The organism is uncultured Shimia sp., assembly GCF_913054185.1.
GTDB lineage: Bacteria > Pseudomonadota > Alphaproteobacteria > Rhodobacterales > Rhodobacteraceae > Shimia.
On record NZ_CAJXIV010000070.1, the window covers coordinates 1 to 21,834 of the forward strand.

Below are 21,834 nucleotides of genomic sequence, written 5' to 3' on the forward strand. Positions count from 1 at the left end.
TCCACGATTAGCGCCCTCCCGATACATCAAGTGTGCTGCCGGTGATGTATGAGGCATCGTCAGACAGCAGAAACAAGATGGCGCGGGCAATTTCTTCTGCGGCGCCCGGACGTTGCATGGGAATTTTATGCGCCAGCTGCGATGCGCGGTCCGGCGCTCCGCCTTTGGCGTGAATCTCTGTGTCGGTGATGCCGGGACGCAGGCTGTTCACGCGAATGCCTTGTGCGGCAACTTCTTCGGCGAGGCCCTTGGTAAATGTGTCGATGGCGGCCTTGGACGCGGCGTAGTCCACATATTCATTGGCGGAGCCTGTACGCGCGGCCACGGAGCTGACGTTTACAATCGCGCCCGAACCTTGAGCTTGCATACGAACGACGGCTTCTTTTGCAACCAGCATGGCACCAATCACATTGACGTCAAACATACGTTTGAGACGCGCATGGGTGAACTCTGTGACAGGAGCGCCTTGATCCACGATGCCAGCGTTATTCGCCAAAGCATCGACGTGGCCAAAGCTTACGTCGATGGCATTGAACATGGCCTCGATCTGTTCCGGCACAGACACATCTGCCTGAAACAGTTCGGCGCGAGCGCCAAATTCGCGTGCGGTTTTAGCAACGGTTTCAGCACCTTGGGCATCGCATCGGTAGTTCAGTGCAAGGTCATAACCCGCTTCGGCAGCCAGTTTGGCAGTGGCGGCGCCAATGCCTGCGCTGGCGCCGGTAATCAAAAGAACCTTAGACATTAGGCCTCCAGAATACGTGTCACCATTTCGGTGGTGTCGCGGCTGAGGCCATTTTGACCTGCGATGCGTTTCAGCTGCGCTTTAAGGATCGTCTGGCGGTCGGTATCGTAGCGTTTCCAGGTTTGCAGCGCGCTGCACATGCGTGCGGTGGTCTGTGGATTGACCGGATCCAACTTGATAAGCCAATCCGCAAATACTTGGTAAGACGCACCTGAGGTGTGATGGAAGCCGGCGTGGTGCGCAGCCATGACACCCATCACCGCGCGGAAGCGATTGGGGTTTTTCCAATCAAAGTCGGCGTGTTGGGTGAGGGTGGTGACCGTTGTTGCAAGATCTTCGGGTTTGGCAAACATCACCTGAAGGGAGAACCATTTGTCGATCACCAGACGGTCGCCTTTCCACTGGTCATAGAATGCGGTAGTGGCATTTTCGCCCATGCCCGCGTCCAGTAGTGCGCCAAAGGCTGCGAGTTGCAGCGTCATGTTGTCAGCAGATTGATACTGTTTTGCGGCAGCTTCCCCGCCGTCCAAGCGTGTCAGTAAGGAGAGTGCGGCATTTGCCAGGCTTCGTTTGCCTGCGGGTTCCGCTTCAGGAGAAAAGGGTCCTGCGACCTGATTGGCCGAATAGATATCTGGCAGCAAATCCGCCAAAGCGTTGGCTTTGGCGTCGCGCAGGGATTCTGTGGCGGCGTGGATTGCGGCCGGGTCAGGGGTGTGGCCCTGTTTATGCAGAATGCCGGCCAGCTCGGACTGAGACGGCTGCACAAGCATCAAAGCACGGTAAGCAGGATCAAGCGTCTCGTCTCGAAGCAGTGTTTTCAGGCCCGCGAGGTAGTCGGCATTGTGTGGCGTGCCGTCGACGATGGCGCCAATCAGGCTGTCGCGCGCCAGGTTGCGGCCCGCTTCCCAGCGGTTGAACGGATCTGTGTCATGCGCCAGCAAAAAGGCGCGGCGGCTGTTGTCAATGTTTTGAGCGAGCGTTACCGGAGCGGAAAACCCGCGCAAAACTGAGGGGATAGGGCGGGTTGCATGGCCTTTGAAGGTGAAGCTTTGTTCTGTTTCGGTGAGCTCCAGCACCTCAGTAGGCAGCACTTCATCGCCATTGTCATTGAGCAGGCCCACAGCCACCGGGATGACTTGTGGAGCCTTTGTGTTCTGACCCGGCGTTGGGGCGCTGGATTGGCTTAGGTGCAATGTAAAGGTGTCGCCTTCGTAGTCCTCGCGCACGGTGACTTCGGGTGTGCCGGATTGGGAGTACCACAGTTTGAACTGTGTGAGATCGCGGCCCGTGCTGTCTTCAAAGACTTTGATCCAGTCTTCGATGGTGCAGGCTTGACCGTCGTGGCGGTCAAAATAGAGGTCGAGCGCTTTGGCGTAGGCGTCATCTCCAACCAGAGTTTTCAGCATGCCAATGACTTCGGCGCCTTTTTCATAGACAGTGGCGGTGTAGAAGTTGTTGATTTCCTGAAAGCTTTCGGGGCGCACCGGGTGCGAAAGCGGACCTTGATCCTCGGGGAACTGGCGGCCACGCAGGGCGAGCACGTCGTCGATGCGTTTGACCGGCTCAGAGCGCATGTCCGCGGTGAACTGTGCGTCGCGGAAGACCGTCAGGCCTTCTTTCAGGCAGAGCTGGAACCAGTCGCGGCAGGTGATGCGGTTGCCGGTCCAGTTGTGGAAATACTCATGCGCGATAATGGCTTCGATGCGCTCGAAATTACCATCTGTGGCGGTTTCAGGCGAAGCAAGCACGCAGGAGCTGTTGAAGATGTTCAGCCCTTTGTTCTCCATTGCGCCCATGTTGAAATCATCCACGGCGACGATGTTGAACTCGTCGAGATCGTATTCGCGACCGTAGACCTCTTCGTCCCATTTCATAGACTTTTTAAGGGCTTCCATACCGAAAGCACATTTGTGTTCATCCCCGGGGCGGACGTAGATCGAGAGTTTGACGTCTTTGCCGGATACGGTTTTGAACGTGTCTTCGTGGGCGACCAGATCACCTGCCACAAGTGCAAAGAGGTAGGCTGGCTTGGGCCAAGGGTCGATCCAGACAGCGTAATTGCTGGCCGGGGTGACGGTTTGGTCGGTGCCATATTCGTCGCCGTTGCCGTTGGAGAGTAGCTCTGGGGTGCTGCTTACGTCGCCTTCGATGCGCACGGTGAAGGTGGCCATGACATCCGGGCGGTCCGGATAATAGGTGATTTTGCGGAAACCCTCAGCCTCACATTGGGTGCAATACATGCCGTTTGACATGTAAAGGCCTTCGAGCGCGGTGTTGGCCTCCGGGTTGATTTCAACCTCGGCTTCCCAGGTGAATGGGGCGCTGGGCACGTCGACTTCGATGCCGCCGTCCACTGTGCGTGGCGTGGTCTCTGCGCCGTCGATCTTGGCGGTGATCAGTTTAAGCTGTTCACCATGCAGGAAAAATCGCTTGTCTGTGGCTTCTGGGTTGGGGCGAAATCTGATTTTGGAGAGCACCCGCGTTTTGGTGGGGTTGAGGCGGAACGTCAGCTCGACGCCATCCACGATGAAGCCAAACGGGGTGTAATCTTTCAGATAGATCGTTTGCGGCGCGGCATCTTTCATCACGGTCTCCATTGTTGCTCATCTTGGTGTAGCTTTTCGCGCGGCACCCGCAAGGGGGTAGGCGATTTTTTACAAAATGGGTGTGCAGTTTCGCAAATATATGGAAAAAGTTGAAAATCCCTTTGGTAAAGAAAGGTAACCGGTTTTATTGCCTATAGAAAACTTGTGCACTAATTGAGACGCGACGCCAGAGATGAGGAAGTTTCACAATGACCAAGAGAATTGAGCAGCACGGGCTGCAAATTGCCGAAGAGCTCTATGATTTCATTGTGAGTAAAGCGCTTCCTGGAACTGGCATCGATGCGGATGATTTCTGGCAAGGACTAAGCCTTCTGGCGCATGAGTTTGGCCCTAAGAACCGTGACTTGCTGGCCAAGCGCGAGGAAATTCAACAGAAGATCGACGGTTGGCATTTGGCCCATAAAGGCCAGGCGCATGATGCCGACGCTTATAAGGCGTTTTTGGAAGAGATCGGTTATCTGGTGGCAGAGGGTGAAGACTTTGCTGTGGAAACAGCCAATGTTGATCCTGAGATTGCAGCGATTCCCGGCCCGCAGCTGGTGGTGCCAATCACCAATGCACGTTTTGCGTTGAACGCTGCGAACGCACGGTGGGGCAGCCTGTATGATGCGCTATACGGCACCGATGCGATGGGCGATTTGCCATCTGGCAAAGGCTTCGATTCGGCGCGTGGCGCGCGGGTGATTGCTTGGGGGCGAGACTTCCTAGACAAGACGTTGCCGCTGGCGGAAGGCAGCTGGGCAGACATCGATGGTCTGTCGGTTGAAGGTGGGCAGCTTGTGCCGGCCCTGAAAGTGGCCGGGGCGTTTGTCGGTCACGTTGGAGATGCTGGTGCGCCATCGCGTATTTTGATAAAAAACAATGGTCTGCACGTGATTGTTGAAGTTGATCGGGCGGGCAATATCGGGTCGTCTGACAAGGCTGGAATCAACGACATCACGCTTGAAAGTGCGATGTCCACGATCATGGATTGCGAAGATTCTGTGGCCTGTGTGGACGCTGAAGACAAGGTTGTGGCCTACGGAAACTGGCTGGGTCTGATGCAGGGCAACCTGTCCGAAGAGGTTGCCAAAGGCGGCAAGACTTTCACGCGCGTTTTGAATGATGACCTGTCCTTTACCGCAGCGAACGGTGCGCAAACCTCGCTGAAAGGCCGCTCGTTGATGTTGGTGCGCAACGTTGGCCATCTGATGACCAACCCGGCGGTTCTGGATCGGGACGGCAATGAGATTGGCGAAGGGCTGATGGACGCACTCGTGACCGTGATGATCGCGATGCATGACCTGAAGCGGGCGAGCGGCAACTCGGTGCATGGCTCGGTCTATGTGGTGAAGCCGAAGATGCACGGGCCGGAAGAGGTGGCGTTCTCGGATGCGATCTTTGCCAAGGTCGAGGACATTCTGGGCCTGCCGCGCAACACGGTGAAGATGGGCATCATGGACGAGGAGCGCCGCACCAGCGCCAACCTCAAGGAATGTATCCGGGCCGCAAAGGGACGTGTGGCGTTTATCAACACCGGGTTCCTGGACCGCACCGGGGATGAGATCCACACCTCCATGGAAGCGGGGGCTTTCCTGCGTAAAGGTGAGATGAAAACCACACCGTGGATTTTGTCATATGAAGATCGCAACGTGGACATCGGTCTGGCCTGTGGGCTGCAAGGCAAGGCGCAGATTGGCAAAGGCATGTGGGCCATGCCGGATCTAATGGGCGCGATGTTGGAGCAAAAGATTGGCCATCCGAAATCTGGCGCAAACTGTGCCTGGGTGCCATCGCCAACCGCAGCGACGCTGCATGCCACCCACTACCACGAGGTAGATGTGCTGGCGCGTCAGGAAGAGATCAAAGCGGGCGGTGCGCGTGGGACGCTGGACGATCTGCTGACTGTGCCGGTTATGGACGGGCAGAACTTGTCCGACGAAGAGATCGCTGCCGAAGTGGAAAACAACGCGCAGGGCATTTTGGGCTATGTGGTGCGCTGGGTCGATCAGGGCGTGGGCTGTTCCAAAGTGCCGGACATCAATGATGTGGGCCTGATGGAAGACCGCGCGACGTGTCGGATTTCCAGCCAGGGTCTGGCCAACTGGCTGCATCAGGGCGTGGTTAGCGAAGCGCAGGTCATGGCGGCGATGCAGAAGATGGCGGCAGTGGTGGACCGGCAGAATGCCAACGATCCGCTCTATGCGCCGATGGCGCCGGGTTTTGACGGGATTGCCTTCCAGGCGGCCTGTGATTTGGTGTTCAAGGGGCGTATCCAACCGTCCGGTTACACTGAGCCGGTGCTGCATGCGCGGCGGTTGGAGCTCAAAGCACAAGCCTAACACTCAATCAGGTCGGGGGAAGCCCCGGCCTTTTTTCTTTGTCATGAATGATGTGAACGCTTCGGGGCTTTCTCATTTGGAACGCGCGTCCTATGGTTAGCTGCGCAACAAGACTAAGAGGCCAGCATGACGCGTCCTGTCGTCGGGATCATCGGCAACCAATATCTGATCAATGACCAATATCCGGCGCATGCCGGGGGCACCATGAATTCTGAAGCCGTTTCAGGGGTTTCTGGCTGTATGCCCTTGTTGATCCCAGCTGATCCGCGGTTTGTCTCCGTGGAGGAATTGCTGGCGCAATGTGATGGCTTTCTGCTGACCGGGGGGCGGCCCAATGTGCACCCTGAGGAATACGGCGAGGCGGCGACAGCGGCGCATGGGGAGTTTGATCGGGCGCGGGATGCAATTGTGTTGCCATTGGTGCGGGCTTGTGTGGACTCTGGGCAGCCGTTTATGGGGATTTGCCGGGGGTTTCAGGAGGTTAACGTCGCCATGGGTGGCAGCCTGTATCCCGAAATTCGCGATTTGCCGGGGCGGGACAATCACCGGATGCCGCCAGATGGCACGTTGGAGGAGAAGTTTGCTCTCCGCCATACGGTGGAATTTGGTGAGAACGGCCCGTTCCATCACCTGTTTGGCAGTCAGAAAGTGATGACCAACACTCTGCATGGGCAGGGCATCAAACGCGCGGGAAGTCGTGTGATTATAGACGGTTACGCGCCGGATGAGACGCCGGAAGCGATCTATATTGAGGGCGCGCCGGGGTTCACCATGTCGGTGCAATGGCACCCAGAGTGGGATGCGGCCAATGATCCGGTAAGCCGTCCGTTGTTTGAGGCGTTTGGCGAGGCGGTGCGGGCCTGGGCGCAGGGGCAAGAAGCGCGGACCATGCTCAAGTCTGCTTAAAGATTAACGCCCCAATCGACGCTGATTTTCACGTCGGTATCACGTCTGTATAGCGGCTGTTTCGCGACTGTCTGCAAAACTGGAATATGTATTGGTTAAGGCAGGTGCGGGCGGCTGCGTTCTTAGTGCACCTGCAGACCCAATTGCCCCAGCAAGATCGCAGCTTGTTGCTTGGACAGGATGGCACCTTTGAAGCGTTTTAGATCTGACAGTTTGATGCCACCTAAGTCCGCGCCGCGCAAATCCGCATTTTCAAATCGGCTGTCGATCAGATGTGTGTCGCGCAAGGAGCAGTCTTCAAACACGGCGTCGCGAAAGTCACATTGGCTCATGTCGGCGTCGGTAAAATCTACCCGTTTGAGGGTCATTTTCCGAAATGAGAATTTGGGCAAAACCGCGAGAGCCAACAACACATCTTCTAGCTGGATGCCAATGGTGTGGGTTTCTCTGAGATCAGCCCCGGTCATTTTGCAATTGTGAATTTTTGAATGTGTCAGGGTCGCGCCACGCAGATTGGCGTTGCTGAAATCTCCCCCGTCGATGGTGCCGTCCGAAAAATTGGCGCCCTGAAGCGAGAGACCACCAGCGCGGCATCCTTTTAATGTGACATCTTCCAGGGTGGCGCTTTTGAAAGAGGCCTGAGACAGATTGCAGGCCTCAAACCGCCAGCCGGTGAGATCGAGATCGGAAAGATCCCGACCTTCCAAGGAGCAGCGGGTGACGGTGTGCGGACGTTCAGTTCGGCTGGCTTGTTCAATCTCCGCGCGGGTTGGGCTGCAATCGGCAAACTGGTGGGTTTTGACAGGCACGCGGAGCTCCGGAGAATAAAATGTGGGGTAGGGTCTCTAAGCCATACGGTGGAATTTGTGGTTTGGAAAGGCAAAGCAGGATGTGGGAGCTGGAGCCGAGACGCTCCCGCATTGTCGTTTGCGTGTTGTGTCTACATTTCACCGCCAGCAACTTGCAGCGTTTGCCCACGCACGGAATCTGCCATGTCGGAGCAGAGATAGAGTGCGGTGTGAGCGACCTCTTCGGGTTTGATCAGGCGGCCGTGCGGGTTCACGCCCACCATCATGTGGCGGGCTTCTTCTTCGGAACAGCCGGTGCGGGCCATGATGCTTTCGATGTTTTGATCGATGATCGCGGTTTCGACATAGGCAGGACATATGGCGTTAAAGGTGATGGGCTTTAGCGCATAGTCCGCGGCCAATGATTTGATCATGCCGTTTACGGCGTGTTTGGAGGTGGAGTAGGCAGGTGCGCCTTTCAGCCCACGCAGACCGGCAATTGAAGAGATCACCATGACACGGCCCCAGTCGGTCTGGTTCATCGATTTGAGGCTCTCGCGAATGGTGAGAAACACGCCGTCGATGTTGATCGACATCATCTTGCGCCAAAACGCCATATCGGTCTTGTGCAGGGCGCGGCCTTCGGCGATGCCTGCGTTGGCGACACAGATTTGGATTGGGCCGCGTGCGGCCACAGCGGCTGCAACGCCGTCGACCACCGAGGCCTCATCGGCCACATCCATAGCTAGCGGAAACAGACCGTCACTTGCGGCCTCTTCCAGTACGTTGAGGCGACGGCCGGTGATGGTGACTTGGGCACCCTCGGCGGCCAGTGCCTTTGCGATGGCAAGGCCGATGCCGGTGCCTCCGCCGGTGACCAATGCGTGTTTCCCCGATAGTGACATGTCGCTCTCCCAATGCTGTGTTGGGATCACCTTAGCGCGCGGATAAGACCGAACAAGCGCTGTGGTTGATTACGCCGCAGGGTCACAAGGATAGATTTGAAGGTCAAAATGTCCGAGGGGACATGCGGAAAATGCGCTCAAAATGGCATTTCGGACAAAACTCCTGTCCTATTTGGGGCGCAACATGCGGCTTTCTGGCCCTTTTTGACGCACGACGGGTCTGTATCATTGCAGTGTTTAAACGGATCGTTAAACCAAGAAGCATGATGCAACGACGTGTAAAGACAATACCAATTCCAGATCTGCAGCTATGCCGCGGATGTGTCGCGTTTATGGCAAGGACACCCCAATGAATTTTTTGCGCTCTCTTGATATTCCGCCGGTTTGGTTGCTGTCGGGATTGGTGGTGGCTTGGGGGCAATCCACGTATTGGCCGATGGGGCTGAGCTTTGGGCCGGTCTGGGCGGATTTGCTCGGCGGTTTGCTTGTGGGTGGTGGCGTGGTGCTGACCGCGTTGGCGGTGATGGAGATGCGGCGGCATCAGACCACAATTCATCCCCATCATGACAGTGCGCGCCTTGTGCAAAGCGGAATTTTCAAGCGCAGCCGCAACCCGATCTATGTCGCTGATGTGATGATCTTTGCGGGGTTTATCCTCTATTGGGACGCTGTGTTGGCCCTGCCTTTGGTGCCGGTGTTCCTGTGGATTTTGGAAAAACGTTTTGTCATTCCAGAAGAAAATCGCCTGCGGAAGACATTTCGGATGGATTTTGCGCGCTATTGCGAGAAAGTGCGCAGGTGGGTGTGATGCCGTTGCGTCGCAGAAATACGGGCCTTTGTTTGTTTGCTTGTGCAGCAATTCAGGTGGCGTTAAAACATTATGCAAGTGCAGCGCTGTCTGCGTGAAACATTATTGCTCTGACTCTGAAGGGGGATAAGACAGGTGAAGATAGGTACACCAAAAGAGGTGTTTGGTGGGGAGAACCGGGTCGCGATGACTCCGGATTCGGCCAAACAGCTCCAGAAGCTCGGTTATGAGTGCGCCATTGAGAGTGGTGCCGGTGCCGGCGCGGGATTTTCGGACGCCACATATGAGGCCGCTGGGGTTGAGGTTGTGAAGACCGCAGCCGCGCTTTGGAAAGCGTCTGACATTGTCGCCAAGGTGCGTCAGCCGGATGCCACCGAATTGAAGCGTTTGACCAAAGACAAGACGCTGATCTCCTTCTTCAACCCAGCTGGGAACGAAGACGGCATGGACGCGGCCAAGGCCAAAGGCGCCAACGTGATTGCCATGGAAATGGTGCCACGTATTTCGCGCGCGCAGAAGATGGACGCGCTGTCCTCTATGGCCAACATCGCGGGTTACCGCTCGGTGATTGAGGCGGGCAACAACTTTGGCCGGTTCTTCACTGGGCAGATCACAGCGGCGGGCAAAGTGCCGCCAGCGAAGGTCCTGGTTGTTGGCGCTGGCGTGGCCGGATTGGCCGCGATTGGCACATCCACTTCGTTGGGCGCCATTACGTTGGCGTTTGACGTGCGTCCGGAAGTGGCGGAGCAGGTTGAATCGATGGGGGCCGAGTTTGTCTACCTCGATTTTGAGGAAGAACAGGCAGATGGCGCCGCGACAGGCGGCTATGCCGCTGTGTCGAGCCCAGAGTTCCGTGAAGCGCAGTTGGCAAAGTTCCGCGAGCTGGCGCCGGACGTGGATATTGTGATCACCACCGCGTTGATCCCAAATCGCGAAGCGCCAGAGCTGTGGACCGAAGACATGGTTGCGGCGATGAAGCCGGGTTCGGTGATTGTCGATCTGGCAGCGGAAAAGGGCGGCAATTGTAAGCTGACCGTGATGGACGAGAAGATTGTGACCGAGAATGGCGTGACCATCATCGGCTACACCGACTTCCCATCCCGCATGGCAGCGCAGTCTTCGACGCTTTACGCCACCAACATCCGTCACATGATGACCGACCTGACCCCGGAAAAAGACGGTCAGATCAATCACGACATGGAAGACGATGTGATCCGTGGGGCAACTGTGACCTTTGAGGGTGACATCACCTTCCCACCACCCCCACCAAAAGTGGCGGCGATTGCGGCGAAGCCAAAGGAAGTTGTTCCGGAGTTGACAGCGGAAGAAAAGCGCGCGGCCGAAGTGGCGGCGTTCAAAGCACAGACCAAACAGCAGGTGATGTTGCTGGGCGGCGGCGGGGCCTTGATCCTGTTGCTGGGGCTGGTGGCACCGGCGAGCTTTATGCAGCACTTCATTGTGTTTGCATTGGCCTGCTTTGTGGGTTTCCAGGTGATCTGGGGCGTGGCGCACTCGCTGCACACACCACTGATGGCGGTCACAAACGCGATCTCCTCAATCATCATCTTGGGGGCGCTCATGCAGATTGGCTCTGGCAGCTTCCTTGTGATCCTGCTTGCAGCGCTTTCAGTATTCATGGCCGGGATCAACATCTTCGGCGGTTTCCTCGTGACACGGCGCATGCTCGCCATGTTCCAGAAATCCTAAGGAGGTCGAGCGATGGAATACGGTTTTACAACCGCAGCATACGTTGTTGCGGCAGTGCTCTTCATCCTCTCCTTGGGGGGGCTGAACAATCAAGAAAGCGCCAAGCGCGCGGTGTGGTATGGCATTTCCGGCATGGCGCTGGCGGTGTTTGCAACACTCATTGGCCCGGGTGCGGGTCTGTGGTGGCTGTCGATCCCGCTGATCGCGGGTGGTGGCTTCATTGGGTATCAGCTGGCCAGCAAGGTCGAGATGACCCAGATGCCGGAACTTGTGGCTGGCATGCACGCGTTGGTTGGTCTGGCCGCTGTGTTTGTGGGTCTCAATGCGCATTTTGAGATTGGCAACGCGGCGGACGCTGTGGCGGCAGGTCCGGATGCGGTGAAAGAGCTGGGCACGTTTGGTAAGCTGATTGCCAAGAAGTCTGGCGTGGAGATCAGCATTTTGTTGGTTGAGCTGAGCCTTGGTGTTTGGATTGGCGCGGTGACCTTTACCGGCTCGCTGATTGCTTATGGCAAGCTGTCTGGCAAAGTGTCCTCCAATGCTGAGAAACTGCCTGGCGGTCATATGTTGAACGCCGGTGCGGCGGGGCTCTCGCTGCTGTGCTTGATCTGGTATCTGAACACCGGTGGCTTCTTGCCGCTGTTGATCCTAACAATTGCGGCGCTGTTCATCGGTTATCACCTGATTATGGGCATCGGTGGTGCGGACATGCCAGTGGTTGTCTCCATGCTGAACAGTTACTCAGGTTGGGCCGCAGCGGCGATTGGTTTCTCTTTGGGCAACGACCTGTTGATTGTGGTTGGTGCGCTTGTGGGTTCCTCCGGTGCAATTCTGTCCTACATCATGTGTAAGGCGATGAACCGCTCCTTTGTGTCGGTGATCCTTGGCGGCTTCGGCGGAACCACAGGTCCGGCCATGGAAGTGGAAGGCGAGCAGATTGCGATTGAAGCCGATGGTGTTGCGAGTGCATTGGAAGATGCGGACAGCGTTGTGATCATCCCGGGCTATGGCATGGCGGTGGCACAGGCACAGCAGAATGTGGCGGAGTTGACCCGTCGTCTGCGCGCCAAAGGTAAAACCGTGCGGTTTGCAATCCACCCGGTTGCAGGCCGCCTGCCAGGGCACATGAACGTGCTCTTGGCCGAAGCTAAGGTGCCATATGACATCGTGCTGGAGATGGACGAGATCAACGATGACTTCCCGGACACGGATGTGGCCATCGTGATTGGCTCCAACGACATCGTGAATCCGGCAGCCCAAGAAGATCCGAACAGCCCCATCGCGGGTATGCCGGTTCTGGAATGCTGGAAAGCCAAGCAGGTGTTTGTGTCTAAGCGTGGTCAGGGTACCGGGTATTCCGGCATCGAAAACCCGCTGTTCTTTAAAGAGAACACACGCATGTTCTATGGTGACGCGAAAGCCAGCCTCGATAAGTTGCTGGGTATGATCGAGTAATCGATCACTGCCATAGAGTGTGGAAAGGGCGCCCTAGAACGGGGCGCCCTTTTTATGTGCGACAGTGTTCGCCGAGAGTGACGATGGCTCCGGCGGAGGTATTTACGGATGAAGAAAACAATGATGTCTGCGCTGTCTCTTTCGAAAATACCTCGGGGTAGACACAGCGTGCTGTGGCAGGAGCAGCGCCCCTTAAGGCTCAAGCCCGTGGGCTTGAGCCATGCCTGCGGGATCAGGCGGTTTGCAAGCGGGCTTCCTGGCGCATGAGTGCAAAGGAGGCGCCGACAATCAGGGCCGCGCCAAGCCAGAGGCTGCCGGGCGGGGCGTAACCAAAGACCACCAGGCCGAGGCCGACGTTGAACGGCAATTTGAGGTGGTCAAACGGCTGCAGGTAAGCTGCATCAGCGATGCTGTAAGCGCGGGCCAAGGCGTATTGCGCGATTGCGGTACAAAGACCTGCGCCAATGAGTAAAAGGCCGGCGGTCATACCTTCAAAACCAAGGCCTGCGTCCAGTGCGAGACCCGCGTTTATTGGGGTGAGCAGCAGTAGCAGGTACAGCGTGAGCGTGGCCGGGCTTTCGGTGCCGCTCATCTGTTTGGTCATCAGGCTGGTGAGCCCCCAGAAGATGGCCGCGCCAACGGGATAGAGCGCGTGCGGCGTGAAGGTGTCCGACCACGGCGCCAGGATCATCATGCCGCCGACGAAGCCTGTGACCACGGCCACCCAGCGCTGGGCTGAAACCTGTTCGCCAAGCCAAAGTCCCGCAAGCACCGTGACAAAGAAGGGGGACAACATAATCAGGGCAATGGCCTGCCAAATTGGCACATGGGCGAGGCCGGTGACCCAGAGCTGTACGCCAATCACCGCGCAGCCGACCCGCAATAGGTGTTTGGGCAGGGCTTTGGTGCGCAGCGCTTCGGGGGATTTGAGGACAATCCAAGGCGCAAGCCAGAGCGTGGCAATCAGATATTGCCAGAAGGCGACGCGGGTGGGGGGCAGGCCCATTTTCATGGTGCCCCATTGCACAATGGTGTTGACCAAAGCGAACAGAAGTCCGGCAAAGATCATAAGAAAAGCCCCGGCGGTGGCCGGGCGGGTATTTGTAAAAATGCGAGTCATGGCGTTGTCCTTTCATCTGCGCTCACAACTCAAGGCAAAACAGGACAAGCCAAACAACGCTGTTGCCAGCTCTGCTCAGTTTCTTCCCGCTCTCTTCCATCCGGACTATGACCGTCGGCTCAGGAGTTGCACCTGATCTGCTGACACATCTTTAAGGGCTCCACTGCTTGGTCCGAAAACCGGTACCCACTTTTCGGGCCGTGGACGCATCTCATAGATGCCGCTCGCGGGCTTACAGCACAGCTGCTTACCGCCGGTGGGGAATTTCACCCCGCCCTGAGAACGTTGCGGCCCAGAGGTGGACCGCGACGGAACGCTAATAAAGCAACATTGGGGATGCAAGCGTTCACTTCACGGCGTTGCGCGAAACCCCACGATGCGACCGGCTGGATCTTGCGCATCGGTTTGCATTTCATCCAAGGCTTCCGAAAAATCGTTGTTCAGCAGTGTAAGGACATCGGTTCCGCTACAAAGGCGCTCCGTGGCGATTTGAATGGCTCTAAATGACCATTCTTTTAGAAATGCGTGAGTTACGCCATCACTCGCACGGACCAACTTGTCAAAATTCAATTCTGCGGTGTTTTGATCGCGCAGTTGGTGCCTCAAAAAACGCTTTCTCAGGTCATCACTGGGAGCCCCCATGTATATGCACTGGCTGATGCGACCAGGCCGATCTTTCAGAGCGGCTTCCATGCGATCAATGGCATTGGTCGTCATCACGACGCTGATTTTTTCATCCGGCGTTAGGCCGTCGAGCTGATCCATCAGTTCACCGAGCGTGGAAGAATACAGATTGATGTCACGGGAGGTGAACATGAGATCTGCGTCTTCGATAAAGACCACGGCCGGTTGCAACATACGAGCCAGCCCAAAAACGGCGCCGATTTGACCAAGGGCGCTCCCGGTCAAAAGGATCCGTGTCGTGTCCGTCATCTGATGGCAAATGTGCCGACAGGCGAAGGTTTTTCCGGTGCCGGGCGGTCCATAGAGGAGAATACCCCTGCGTGTGGGAACACCGTGTTTTTTAAGAATGTCGCGGCGCGCACTCAAATCGATCACGTTGCGCTGAAGCAGACGTTTTTGATCATCGTCTAAAACGATGTTTTCGTCATCGACGGTCTCAATGTCGGAGAAGGCGACAGTCAGGTGCTCAACCTTTTCAACGTCGCCGTATTCTTCTCTGGTGCCCGAATAAAACCCAAGGCTGATAATCTGATTGCGATGTATGGACGTTTTCTTACTGTCTTTCATCAAGCGGCGCATTACGGGATCGCCATCGCCGTCCGGGCCAATGGCGAGTTCCAGAATCGACGACTTTTGAAAGTCGTCGCACCGCAGACGCAGGACAATTCGTTGGTTGCTGTCCCCGTTGTATGTGACCCAAAAGTGGTCCTGCGGCAGCGTTTCGGTGCTGTCAGGACCGATGTCCCAAATCGTTTTGGCCGCTGGTTGCAGAGGATAGCCCTGGGTGTGGTTGGCTTGGAACATGATTGTACTCAGATCCCAGGGGTTCTGGCAGTCGAACTCTTCAGTGTAGTCGTGGGATTGGCAAAACCCCTCTATCGCCCGATAGATGTCCACGAAACGATACCCTGGAAGTGTTTCTACATGGACAGTCATACCAGGCAGGCCGCTTCTTGCAGCATTGCGGAGGGCACTGTCTAGTTGAGACTGGGAGCGGAAAAGAGCCACGGAAAATCCTTTGCGGTCAAATAAAATCGCGACCAGATTGCCATGTTGTCATCTGAGTTGAAAGTACTTGTACGCAAGTACCGCAAAGGGTGTGATCAAACAGTCGATTGGTTCGCTTTTCATTGATCCGGAAACGTTTGTGATCGTATCGGTATGCGGTGGTATTCCGGCAAGTGGTTGAAAAATCACAAAAACATTTACTTTTCGGCGCGGCGGGGTAAGTTGGCGCGATCAGGAGAAGAGCATGTCCGCCATTCAAGACCATCCGCTGCGCTACAAACTGGCCAATGAGCTCCACGCGCGTCCGTTCCCGACGTTAAACGCGCCGTGCCGGGCGGTTTATATCGCCTGGCGCATTCCGCAGGATCAGGTGGGCGTGGATACGGCGGCGGAGCTGGAGCACCTTTATGATTTGCTCGATCGATTTGGCGCGCCACATCCGCAGCCAGGCGCCACACATTTCACCTGCCAGATCGGGCGGGACACGCTGAAGTGGGAGCAACACGCGGAGTTTGTGACCTACACCATGTTCCTGCCACAGGTGAGCACGCGGGCGTTTGATCCAGCCGATCTGGATGTGTTTCCCGAAGACTGGTTGGAAGCTGCACCGGGACAGCGGGTGACCTCGGCGATGATCCGGGTTGAGAATATGCCCAGTGACGAGCAGATGATCTCGCAAATTTATGAGTGGTTTCTGCCAGAGACGGTGGCAGCGAACTATGTACTGGATCGCACCTGTGTGGTGGCTACGGATTTCCGTATTGCCGCCAACGGGCATCAGAATATGGCGGTGTTTGTGGCGCCGGAGACCGGTGCGCGGCGTGTTGGTCGGGTTGTGCAGCGCTTGTGCGAGATCGAAACGTACAAGTGCATGTCGATGCTGGGCTATTTCCGGGTGAAGGCGATTTCGCGGGAGCTTGGGGCCTTGGAGACGGATGCAGGGCGTCTGATGGGGCATTTGCGCAGCGACCGGGATGATGCTGCGGAGACATTGCAGGCCTTGCTGGAATTGTCCGGCGATGTGGAGCGTTTGATTGCGGACACATCGTTTCGGTTTGGCGCGACCAGCGCCTATGAAAGCATCGTGCAGCAGCGCATCAAAATCCTGCGGGAAGAGCGGTTTCACGGGCGCCAAACGTTTAGTGAGTTTATGACACGGCGCTATGATCCGGCGATGCGCACGGTGAACCACAGCGAAAGCCGCCTGCAGTCTTTGGCGGAGCGGGTGGGGCGCGCAGCGCAACTCTTGCGCACCAAAGTGGAGGTGGCGCGGTCTGCTCAGAACCAAGCCTTGCTGGAGAGTATGGACCGGCGGGCGGATTTGGCGTTGCGCTTACAAGAGACGGTGGAAGGGCTGTCGGTGGTGGCAATTAGCTATTACGCGGTCTCGCTGGCAGGCTATCTGGTCTATCCGTTGGCAACGCCACTGGGTGTGAGCAAAGGCGTGGTTTTGGCCGTGCTGACACCGGTTGTGGTGTTGGGGGTCTGGGCCATGGTGCGCCGGATTAAGGCCAAGATGCACTGAGAAACCGGTTTGGCTTTCTGTTGCGAATCAATGGCTTCTCTGCAGCGCGGCGAGACGGGCAACATAGGGAATACCATAGCTGGCTGGCAGAATTCATAGGGTTGCGAGGCTGTTATGGCGAAAAAATCAGTGAATTGAGCGGATTTCCACCAACAGGGGCGGACAATTCATTTCCGTTCTTCATCTTTCTTCTTATAGTCAATTAGATGCATGCGAAAAGACCTGCACGCCCTCAGGGAGATAGACACCGATGATCCGTTCGGAATTGATTCAGAAAATCGCAGACGAAAATCCACACCTCTATCAGCGCGACGTCGAGCGCATCGTAAACACGATCTTTGAAGAGGTCACAGAAGCGATGAGCCGAGGCGACCGTGTAGAGCTGCGGGGCTTTGGCGCGTTCTCAGTCAAACAGCGGGAAGCCCGCGTTGGACGCAATCCGCGCACAGGTGAATCGGTGGAAGTGGAAGAAAAGCACGTGCCGTTCTTTAAGACCGGCAAGCTTTTGCGGGATCGTTTGAACGGAAAGTAAGCTATGCGCTACATTCGCTATGCATTTCTCGGCAGCTTGGCTGTCGTGTTGATCGCGGTTGCCTTGGCAAACCGCGATGTTGTGACTCTCACTTTGCTGCCAGGTGCGGTGAGTGATTTGCTTGGGCTCAACCACGCCATTCAGCTGCCGTTATTTGCGGTGATCTTTATCGCCATTCTGTTTGGCGTGATCGTTGGGTTTGTCTGGGAATGGCTGCGCGAGCACCGTCATCGGGCAGACAAGACCAAAGCGCAGAAAGAGTTGCATAAGTCTCAGCGTGAAGTACGTCGTCTGAAAGGCCGTGAGGCAGAGAAGAAAGACGAAGTGCTGACGCTTTTGGATGAAGCCAGCTGAGCGCTTTGCGTTGACCGGAAGGTCGGGTAGGTCCAGATCATGGATATTCGGGTTAAGATTTGCGGGCTAAAAGAACCCGCGCATGTGGTTGCGGCGGCGGAAGCTGGTGCGGCGTATGTGGGCTTTGTCTTTTTTGAGAAATCGCCGCGCAACGTTGGATTGGCGCAGGCGCGGGATTTGGCGGTGGAAGCACCGGTGGGCGTGGCCAAGGTCGCACTGACTGTGAATGCGGATGACGCGTTCCTAGACAAGTTGGTCGAGACTGTGCCGCTGGACATGTTGCAACTTCATGGCAGTGAGAGCCCGGAGCGGGTGGCTGAGGTGCGGGCGCGCTTTGGGTTGCCGGTGATGAAGGCGATCGGCATCGCGGACGCGGAAGACGTCGCCAAGATCGATACGTACGGCGCAGTGGCGGATCAGTTGTTGGTGGATGCCAAACCGCCCAAGAATGCGGACTTGCCGGGAGGCAATGGGCTGTCGTTTGATTGGCGTCTGGTGAACCGCAAGTATTGGCCTCGTCCGTGGATGCTAGCCGGTGGGTTGACTGCGGACAATGTAGCCGAGGCAGTCAAAATGACCGGCGCACGTCAGTTGGACCTGTCGTCAGGTGTCGAAAGCGCGCCGGGGGTGAAGGACGTTGGTATGATCCGCACCTTTATGAAAGCGGTTCAGAACGCGCTGTGAGGCGCGGCGGGGATCACGCAACCAGAGTTTCAGCATTGCAAAGCGCCGCAGTTGCCGGCGCTTTTTTAATGCGGTGGCCTTGGCGCGAAAGATTTCCTGTTCCTTAGCGTAGCTGGACATGGGCTGTGGCTCAGTTGGTTGACTGGGGAGGAGATAAAAGTTCATCAAGAAAGCCTCACGTTGGGATTGGGCTTGACCACATTGCCGGTTTTAGGCTTCCATTATTAGAGCGCCTAAATGAGAGTTTGATTTCAAAAATGGAACAATTACCGCCGCTGGATGATTTGACCCTGTTTGTGGATGTGGCCCGAGAAGGTGGCTTGGCCGGTGCTGCTCGGCGCACGGGTGGTACTGTGCCTACGATAAGTCGCAAGATGACGGCGCTGGAGCGGCAATTGGGGCGCAAGCTGTTTGAGCGCGGGCCGCGGGGGTATGCGTTGACCGCAGAGGGGCGTGCGGTTTTGGAGCAGTTGCAGGACCTCAAAGATATTCAGGCGCGGCTGATGCGCAGTCTGGGGCAACCGGATGCGGTGCGGGTGCGGGTGACGGCGGGCGCGTGGACGGCGTCTTATTTGGCGCGGCGGTTGGGGCAGGTGTGGCGTAAAGACGATCCGTGGCGGTTGGAGTTTGTCGAAAGCACGCGCATGCTCGACATTGCCCGTCGGGATGCGGACATCGGGATACGCAGCCGGAGGCCGGACCAACCGTGGTTGGCGGGGCGGCGCACGTCTAAAGTCGAGTTCGCAGTTTATGCCGCCTCTGACGATGTGAGTGGTTTTGTGGCGCTGAGTGCGGACGGGCCGTTGACGCCTTCGGTACGTTGGGTGCGAGGCAACCATGGCGGTGAGATCATCACAACGGCCTGCGAAGAGGGCACGCTGGTGGACTTGGCCGTGGCGGGAGTGGGACGGGTGGTGATGCCGACGTTTGTGGCAAGTGGCGTGCCGGGATTGAAACAGGTCGGGCCGGTCATTCCTGAACTCACCCATGATGAGTGGCTGGTGTGCCATCATGAGGCGCGGCACGATCCGCCCATTCGGGCGGCTTTGGAGGCGGTGGCGACGCTGTTGACGTCCAAGTCCTGAGTGGCAGCGTACCCTCATGGCGTCAGCCATGCTATCAAGCGCTGTTTGCGCTTGCGCGTCCCCCTTTCGGCGTTTTAGGTATCTGCGACGCAAGGGAGAGACGCATATGTCTAACGATCTTTTCAACAGCTTTATGACTGGCCCCGATGAAAATGGCCGGTTTGGCGATTTTGGTGGGCGCTTTGTGAGCGAAACGCTGATGCCGCTGATCCTTGAACTGGAAGCGGAGTATGAAAAGGCCAAGGACGATGACAGTTTCTGGGCCGAGATGGATGATTTGTGGAAACACTATGTTGGCCGTCCAAGCCCACTGTATCATGCATCGCGGATGACCGAAGAACTTGGCGGTGCGAAGATTTACTTGAAGCGCGACGAGCTGAATCACACTGGCGCGCATAAGGTGAACAACGTGCTGGGGCAGATCATTCTGGCGCGGCGCATGGGCAAGACCCGGATCATTGCCGAAACCGGGGCTGGTCAGCATGGTGTAGCCACCGCAACCGTCTGTGCGAAATTTGGCCTCAAATGTGTGGTCTACATGGGCGCGCATGATGTGCAGCGCCAGGCGCCAAACGTGTTTCGCATGCGCCTGTTGGGCGCAGAAGTGGTGCCAGTGACCTCTGGTCGCGGCACATTGAAAGACGCGATGAACGATGCGTTGCGCGATTGGGTGACCAACGTGCATGACACCTTCTACTGCATTGGCACGGCGGCTGGCCCGCACCCGTATCCAGCGATGGTGCGCGATTTCCAATCGATCATCGGCAAAGAGGTGCGCTGGCAGCTGGAAGAGCAGGAAGGCGAAGGCCGTCTGCCTGACACGGTGATTGCCGCGATTGGTGGTGGGTCAAATGCGATCGGGCTGTTCTACCCGTTCTTGGATGAGAAATCGGTCAACATCATTGGTGTTGAGGCCGGTGGCCGTGGTGTGAACGCAAAGATGGAACACTGTGCGTCGCTGTCTGGCGGACGCCCGGGCGTGCTACATGGCAACCGCACGTATCTTCTGCAGGATGACGACGGACAGATACTTGAGGGCTATTCGATTTCCGCAGGTCTGGATTATCCGGGCATTGGGCCGGAGCACAGCTGGCTGAACGACATTGGCCGCGCGCAGTATGTATCGATCACCGACAAAGAGGCGCTGGAGGCGTTCCAGTTCTCCTGTTCGATGGAAGGCATCATTCCGGCGCTGGAACCCTGCCATGCGCTGGCGCATGTGATGAAGATTGCGCCAACCCTGCCAAAGGATCATATCCTGGTGATGAACATGTGTGGGCGAGGCGATAAAGATGTGCAGACCGTGGCGCGGCATCTGGGCTTTGACATGTCTGACACAGAAGGTCGCGCGGCGGACTAAAGTACCTTTCAGTTTGACGATAAAGAGCGCTCTTTGGGGCGCTCTTTTTGCTTTGGGCAGGGCTTCCTATACCAAAGTGTGCTGCGGTGATCTGATGCGCACAAAAAATGGATCGGGTTTCAGACATCATGAGAAGAGGGCCAGTCGCAATTGGATTGTGAGGCCCGCAAAGTCTTTAGGAAAGGACATCTCATGGCATTTTTGAATACACCTGTAACCCCGCCCTCCATGATGAGCCGTGCCAAAAAACTTGCGGAGCGTATTGTCGCCTCCATGCAGGCACAGGGGTATCTGGATATTGAGTATATACTGACTGAAGGGCAGCTGAAGATTGTGGCCAGCAAAACAGGCGGGGCGCCGCAAACGCTGTATCTGATGCTGCCAGAGTGAGCCCTTCGTTAAGGTTTCGGGCCTTCAGGAGCACCATAAATGAAATTGGCGTCGGGTTGCACAATTGCGCGTGTCAGGCGGATTTTGAGAGTGGTAAAATGCCGGTCAGAAGGCGCCCAAGGCTACAGTCAAAATCTCCGGTTGGCACAAGGTGCCTGGCAAAGGGGGCGAGCTTGCCGGTTGCAGTTGATACTGTGAAAGAGCAGATAGAAGCCGAAGCCGTGTTGACCGAGTATCGTGTTAGGCTGGTCACAAAAGGCCAATTGGGAGAGCTTTTGTTGGGGCTTTCTGGTGGGTTGCCCTCCAAAACGCACGGCGCAAACTCCACAAAACCAGAGGGGCACGCCTTGCGTGAGCGTCGTCGATTTGTGCTGTAGAGCCCCCTAAACCTAAGTTTAGAGGCCTAAACGCTCGGTGAATGAGGGTGGAATTAAACTTTGTGACAATGGCGGTCGTGTGCCCAATCAGAAAAGCAGGAGGGGCAATGCCGCATGGGTTCATGTGGCCTCAACTGACAAAGGACATTTTATGACACGTCTGCTTTTGACCTCCACCGCCGTTGCGCTTGGCCTGAGTTCTGCCGCCTTTGCGGATTCCTTTAAAAACCGGGTTGAACGCTCGTTTGAGCGTGCGGGCTATTCTGATGTGACTGTCACGGTCAAGGATGGTGTCCTCACAGTGCGTTCCAACAAAGATGGCCTGTCTATCGAAAGCCTCTACGAGGTGGCTGGTGAAGAGTTGCTACGTCATGCTGCGTATGATGGTGAGGACGACGATGATGAAGACGACGATGATGATGATCACGACGATAACGATGATGACGACGACGATGATGATGATCATGACGACGA

General features: G+C 56.6%; 20 protein-coding genes and 1 riboswitch. Of the genes, 14 read left to right on the forward strand and 6 right to left on the reverse strand.

What is annotated here, in order from left to right:
• Positions 1-7 precede the first annotated feature (7 nt).
• Positions 8-745, reverse strand: a complete 738-nt coding sequence (locus QZ517_RS14020; RefSeq protein WP_294227957.1) for an SDR family oxidoreductase — start codon at positions 743-745, stop codon at positions 8-10.
• Entirely contained in the window at positions 745-3,330 is a 2,586-nt protein-coding gene (gene pepN, locus QZ517_RS14025; protein ID WP_294227959.1) for an aminopeptidase N, read from the reverse strand. Before pepN ends, QZ517_RS14020 begins: the two co-directional genes overlap by 1 nt.
• 209 nt (positions 3,331-3,539) lie before the next feature.
• Here pepN and QZ517_RS14030 point away from each other — a divergent pair, with 209 nt between their 5' ends.
• Both QZ517_RS14030 and QZ517_RS14035 read left to right on the forward strand, forming a co-directional pair.
• Positions 3,540-5,672: a malate synthase G gene (locus QZ517_RS14030; RefSeq protein ID WP_294227961.1), complete on the forward strand. Its 2,133-nt coding sequence runs from the start codon at positions 3,540-3,542 to the stop codon at positions 5,670-5,672.
• Positions 5,673-5,798: 126 nt separating this feature from the next.
• The gene (locus tag QZ517_RS14035; RefSeq protein ID WP_294227963.1) at positions 5,799-6,578 is read left to right on the forward strand and encodes a gamma-glutamyl-gamma-aminobutyrate hydrolase family protein; all 780 of its coding nucleotides are present in this window, start codon (positions 5,799-5,801) and stop codon (positions 6,576-6,578) included.
• A 122-nt stretch (positions 6,579-6,700) separates the two neighbouring features.
• Here the strand turns inward: QZ517_RS14035 and QZ517_RS14040 are convergent, their stop codons facing one another.
• Together QZ517_RS14040 and QZ517_RS14045 are read right to left on the reverse strand one after the other, a co-directional pair.
• The gene (locus QZ517_RS14040; protein ID WP_294227965.1) at positions 6,701-7,387 is read right to left on the reverse strand and encodes a pentapeptide repeat-containing protein; all 687 of its coding nucleotides are present in this window, start codon (positions 7,385-7,387) and stop codon (positions 6,701-6,703) included.
• Positions 7,388-7,518: 131 nt separating this feature from the next.
• Entirely contained in the window at positions 7,519-8,271 is a 753-nt protein-coding gene (locus QZ517_RS14045; protein ID WP_283426139.1) for an SDR family NAD(P)-dependent oxidoreductase, read from the reverse strand.
• Positions 8,272-8,620: 349 nt separating this feature from the next.
• Here QZ517_RS14045 and QZ517_RS14050 point away from each other — a divergent pair, with 349 nt between their 5' ends.
• The 3 genes from QZ517_RS14050 to QZ517_RS14060 all read left to right on the forward strand — a co-directional run bounded on the left by QZ517_RS14050 (position 8,621) and on the right by QZ517_RS14060 (position 12,241).
• Entirely contained in the window at positions 8,621-9,079 is a 459-nt protein-coding gene (locus tag QZ517_RS14050; protein WP_294227969.1) for an isoprenylcysteine carboxylmethyltransferase family protein, read from the forward strand.
• 135 nt (positions 9,080-9,214) lie between these two features.
• Complete coding sequence (locus QZ517_RS14055) at positions 9,215-10,786, forward strand: Re/Si-specific NAD(P)(+) transhydrogenase subunit alpha (protein ID WP_294227971.1); 1,572 nt, start codon at positions 9,215-9,217, stop codon at positions 10,784-10,786.
• A 12-nt stretch (positions 10,787-10,798) separates the two neighbouring features.
• Positions 10,799-12,241: an NAD(P)(+) transhydrogenase (Re/Si-specific) subunit beta gene (locus tag QZ517_RS14060; protein WP_294227973.1), complete on the forward strand. Its 1,443-nt coding sequence runs from the start codon at positions 10,799-10,801 to the stop codon at positions 12,239-12,241.
• A gap of 232 nt (positions 12,242-12,473) precedes the next feature.
• Here QZ517_RS14060 and QZ517_RS14065 read toward each other — a convergent pair whose 3' ends face one another.
• Both QZ517_RS14065 and QZ517_RS14070 read right to left on the reverse strand, forming a co-directional pair.
• Complete coding sequence (locus tag QZ517_RS14065; protein ID WP_294227976.1) at positions 12,474-13,361, reverse strand: DMT family transporter; 888 nt, start codon at positions 13,359-13,361, stop codon at positions 12,474-12,476.
• Between the two features lie 84 nt (positions 13,362-13,445).
• Positions 13,446-13,649, reverse strand: a riboswitch (FMN riboswitch).
• Positions 13,650-13,712: 63 nt separating this feature from the next.
• Positions 13,713-14,942, reverse strand: coding sequence for an ATP-binding protein (locus QZ517_RS14070; RefSeq protein WP_294227978.1), 1,230 nt, complete (start codon positions 14,940-14,942; stop codon positions 13,713-13,715).
• 355 nt (positions 14,943-15,297) lie between these two features.
• On the opposite strand from QZ517_RS14070, the gene QZ517_RS14075 reads away from it, so the two are divergent.
• From QZ517_RS14075 to QZ517_RS14115, 9 genes are all read left to right on the forward strand, one after another.
• Positions 15,298-16,578, forward strand: coding sequence for a DUF3422 family protein (locus tag QZ517_RS14075; RefSeq protein WP_294227980.1), 1,281 nt, complete (start codon positions 15,298-15,300; stop codon positions 16,576-16,578).
• Positions 16,579-16,828: 250 nt separating this feature from the next.
• Positions 16,829-17,110 carry an integration host factor subunit beta gene (gene ihfB, locus QZ517_RS14080; RefSeq protein WP_283426145.1) on the forward strand — a complete coding sequence of 94 codons (282 nt, stop codon included), beginning with the start codon at positions 16,829-16,831 and terminating at the stop codon, positions 17,108-17,110.
• 3 nt (positions 17,111-17,113) lie between these two features.
• Complete coding sequence (locus tag QZ517_RS14085) at positions 17,114-17,464, forward strand: LapA family protein (protein WP_294227983.1); 351 nt, start codon at positions 17,114-17,116, stop codon at positions 17,462-17,464.
• Positions 17,465-17,503: 39 nt separating this feature from the next.
• Entirely contained in the window at positions 17,504-18,148 is a 645-nt protein-coding gene (locus QZ517_RS14090) for a phosphoribosylanthranilate isomerase (protein ID WP_294227985.1), read from the forward strand.
• 257 nt (positions 18,149-18,405) lie between these two features.
• On the forward strand, positions 18,406-19,233 hold the full coding sequence (locus QZ517_RS14095) for a LysR family transcriptional regulator (protein ID WP_294227987.1): 828 nt from the start codon (positions 18,406-18,408) through the stop codon (positions 19,231-19,233).
• A 106-nt stretch (positions 19,234-19,339) separates the two neighbouring features.
• Positions 19,340-20,593, forward strand: coding sequence for a tryptophan synthase subunit beta (gene trpB / locus QZ517_RS14100; RefSeq protein WP_294227988.1), 1,254 nt, complete (start codon positions 19,340-19,342; stop codon positions 20,591-20,593).
• A 192-nt stretch (positions 20,594-20,785) separates the two neighbouring features.
• A complete protein-coding gene (locus tag QZ517_RS14105; protein ID WP_294227990.1) occupies positions 20,786-20,983 on the forward strand; it encodes a hypothetical protein in 198 nt (65 codons plus the stop codon).
• Between the two features lie 173 nt (positions 20,984-21,156).
• Positions 21,157-21,360 carry a hypothetical protein gene (locus QZ517_RS14110; protein WP_294227992.1) on the forward strand — a complete coding sequence of 68 codons (204 nt, stop codon included), beginning with the start codon at positions 21,157-21,159 and terminating at the stop codon, positions 21,358-21,360.
• Positions 21,361-21,511: 151 nt separating this feature from the next.
• On the forward strand, positions 21,512-21,834 hold a 323-nt coding region (locus QZ517_RS14115), incomplete at its 3' end, for a hypothetical protein (RefSeq protein ID WP_294227993.1).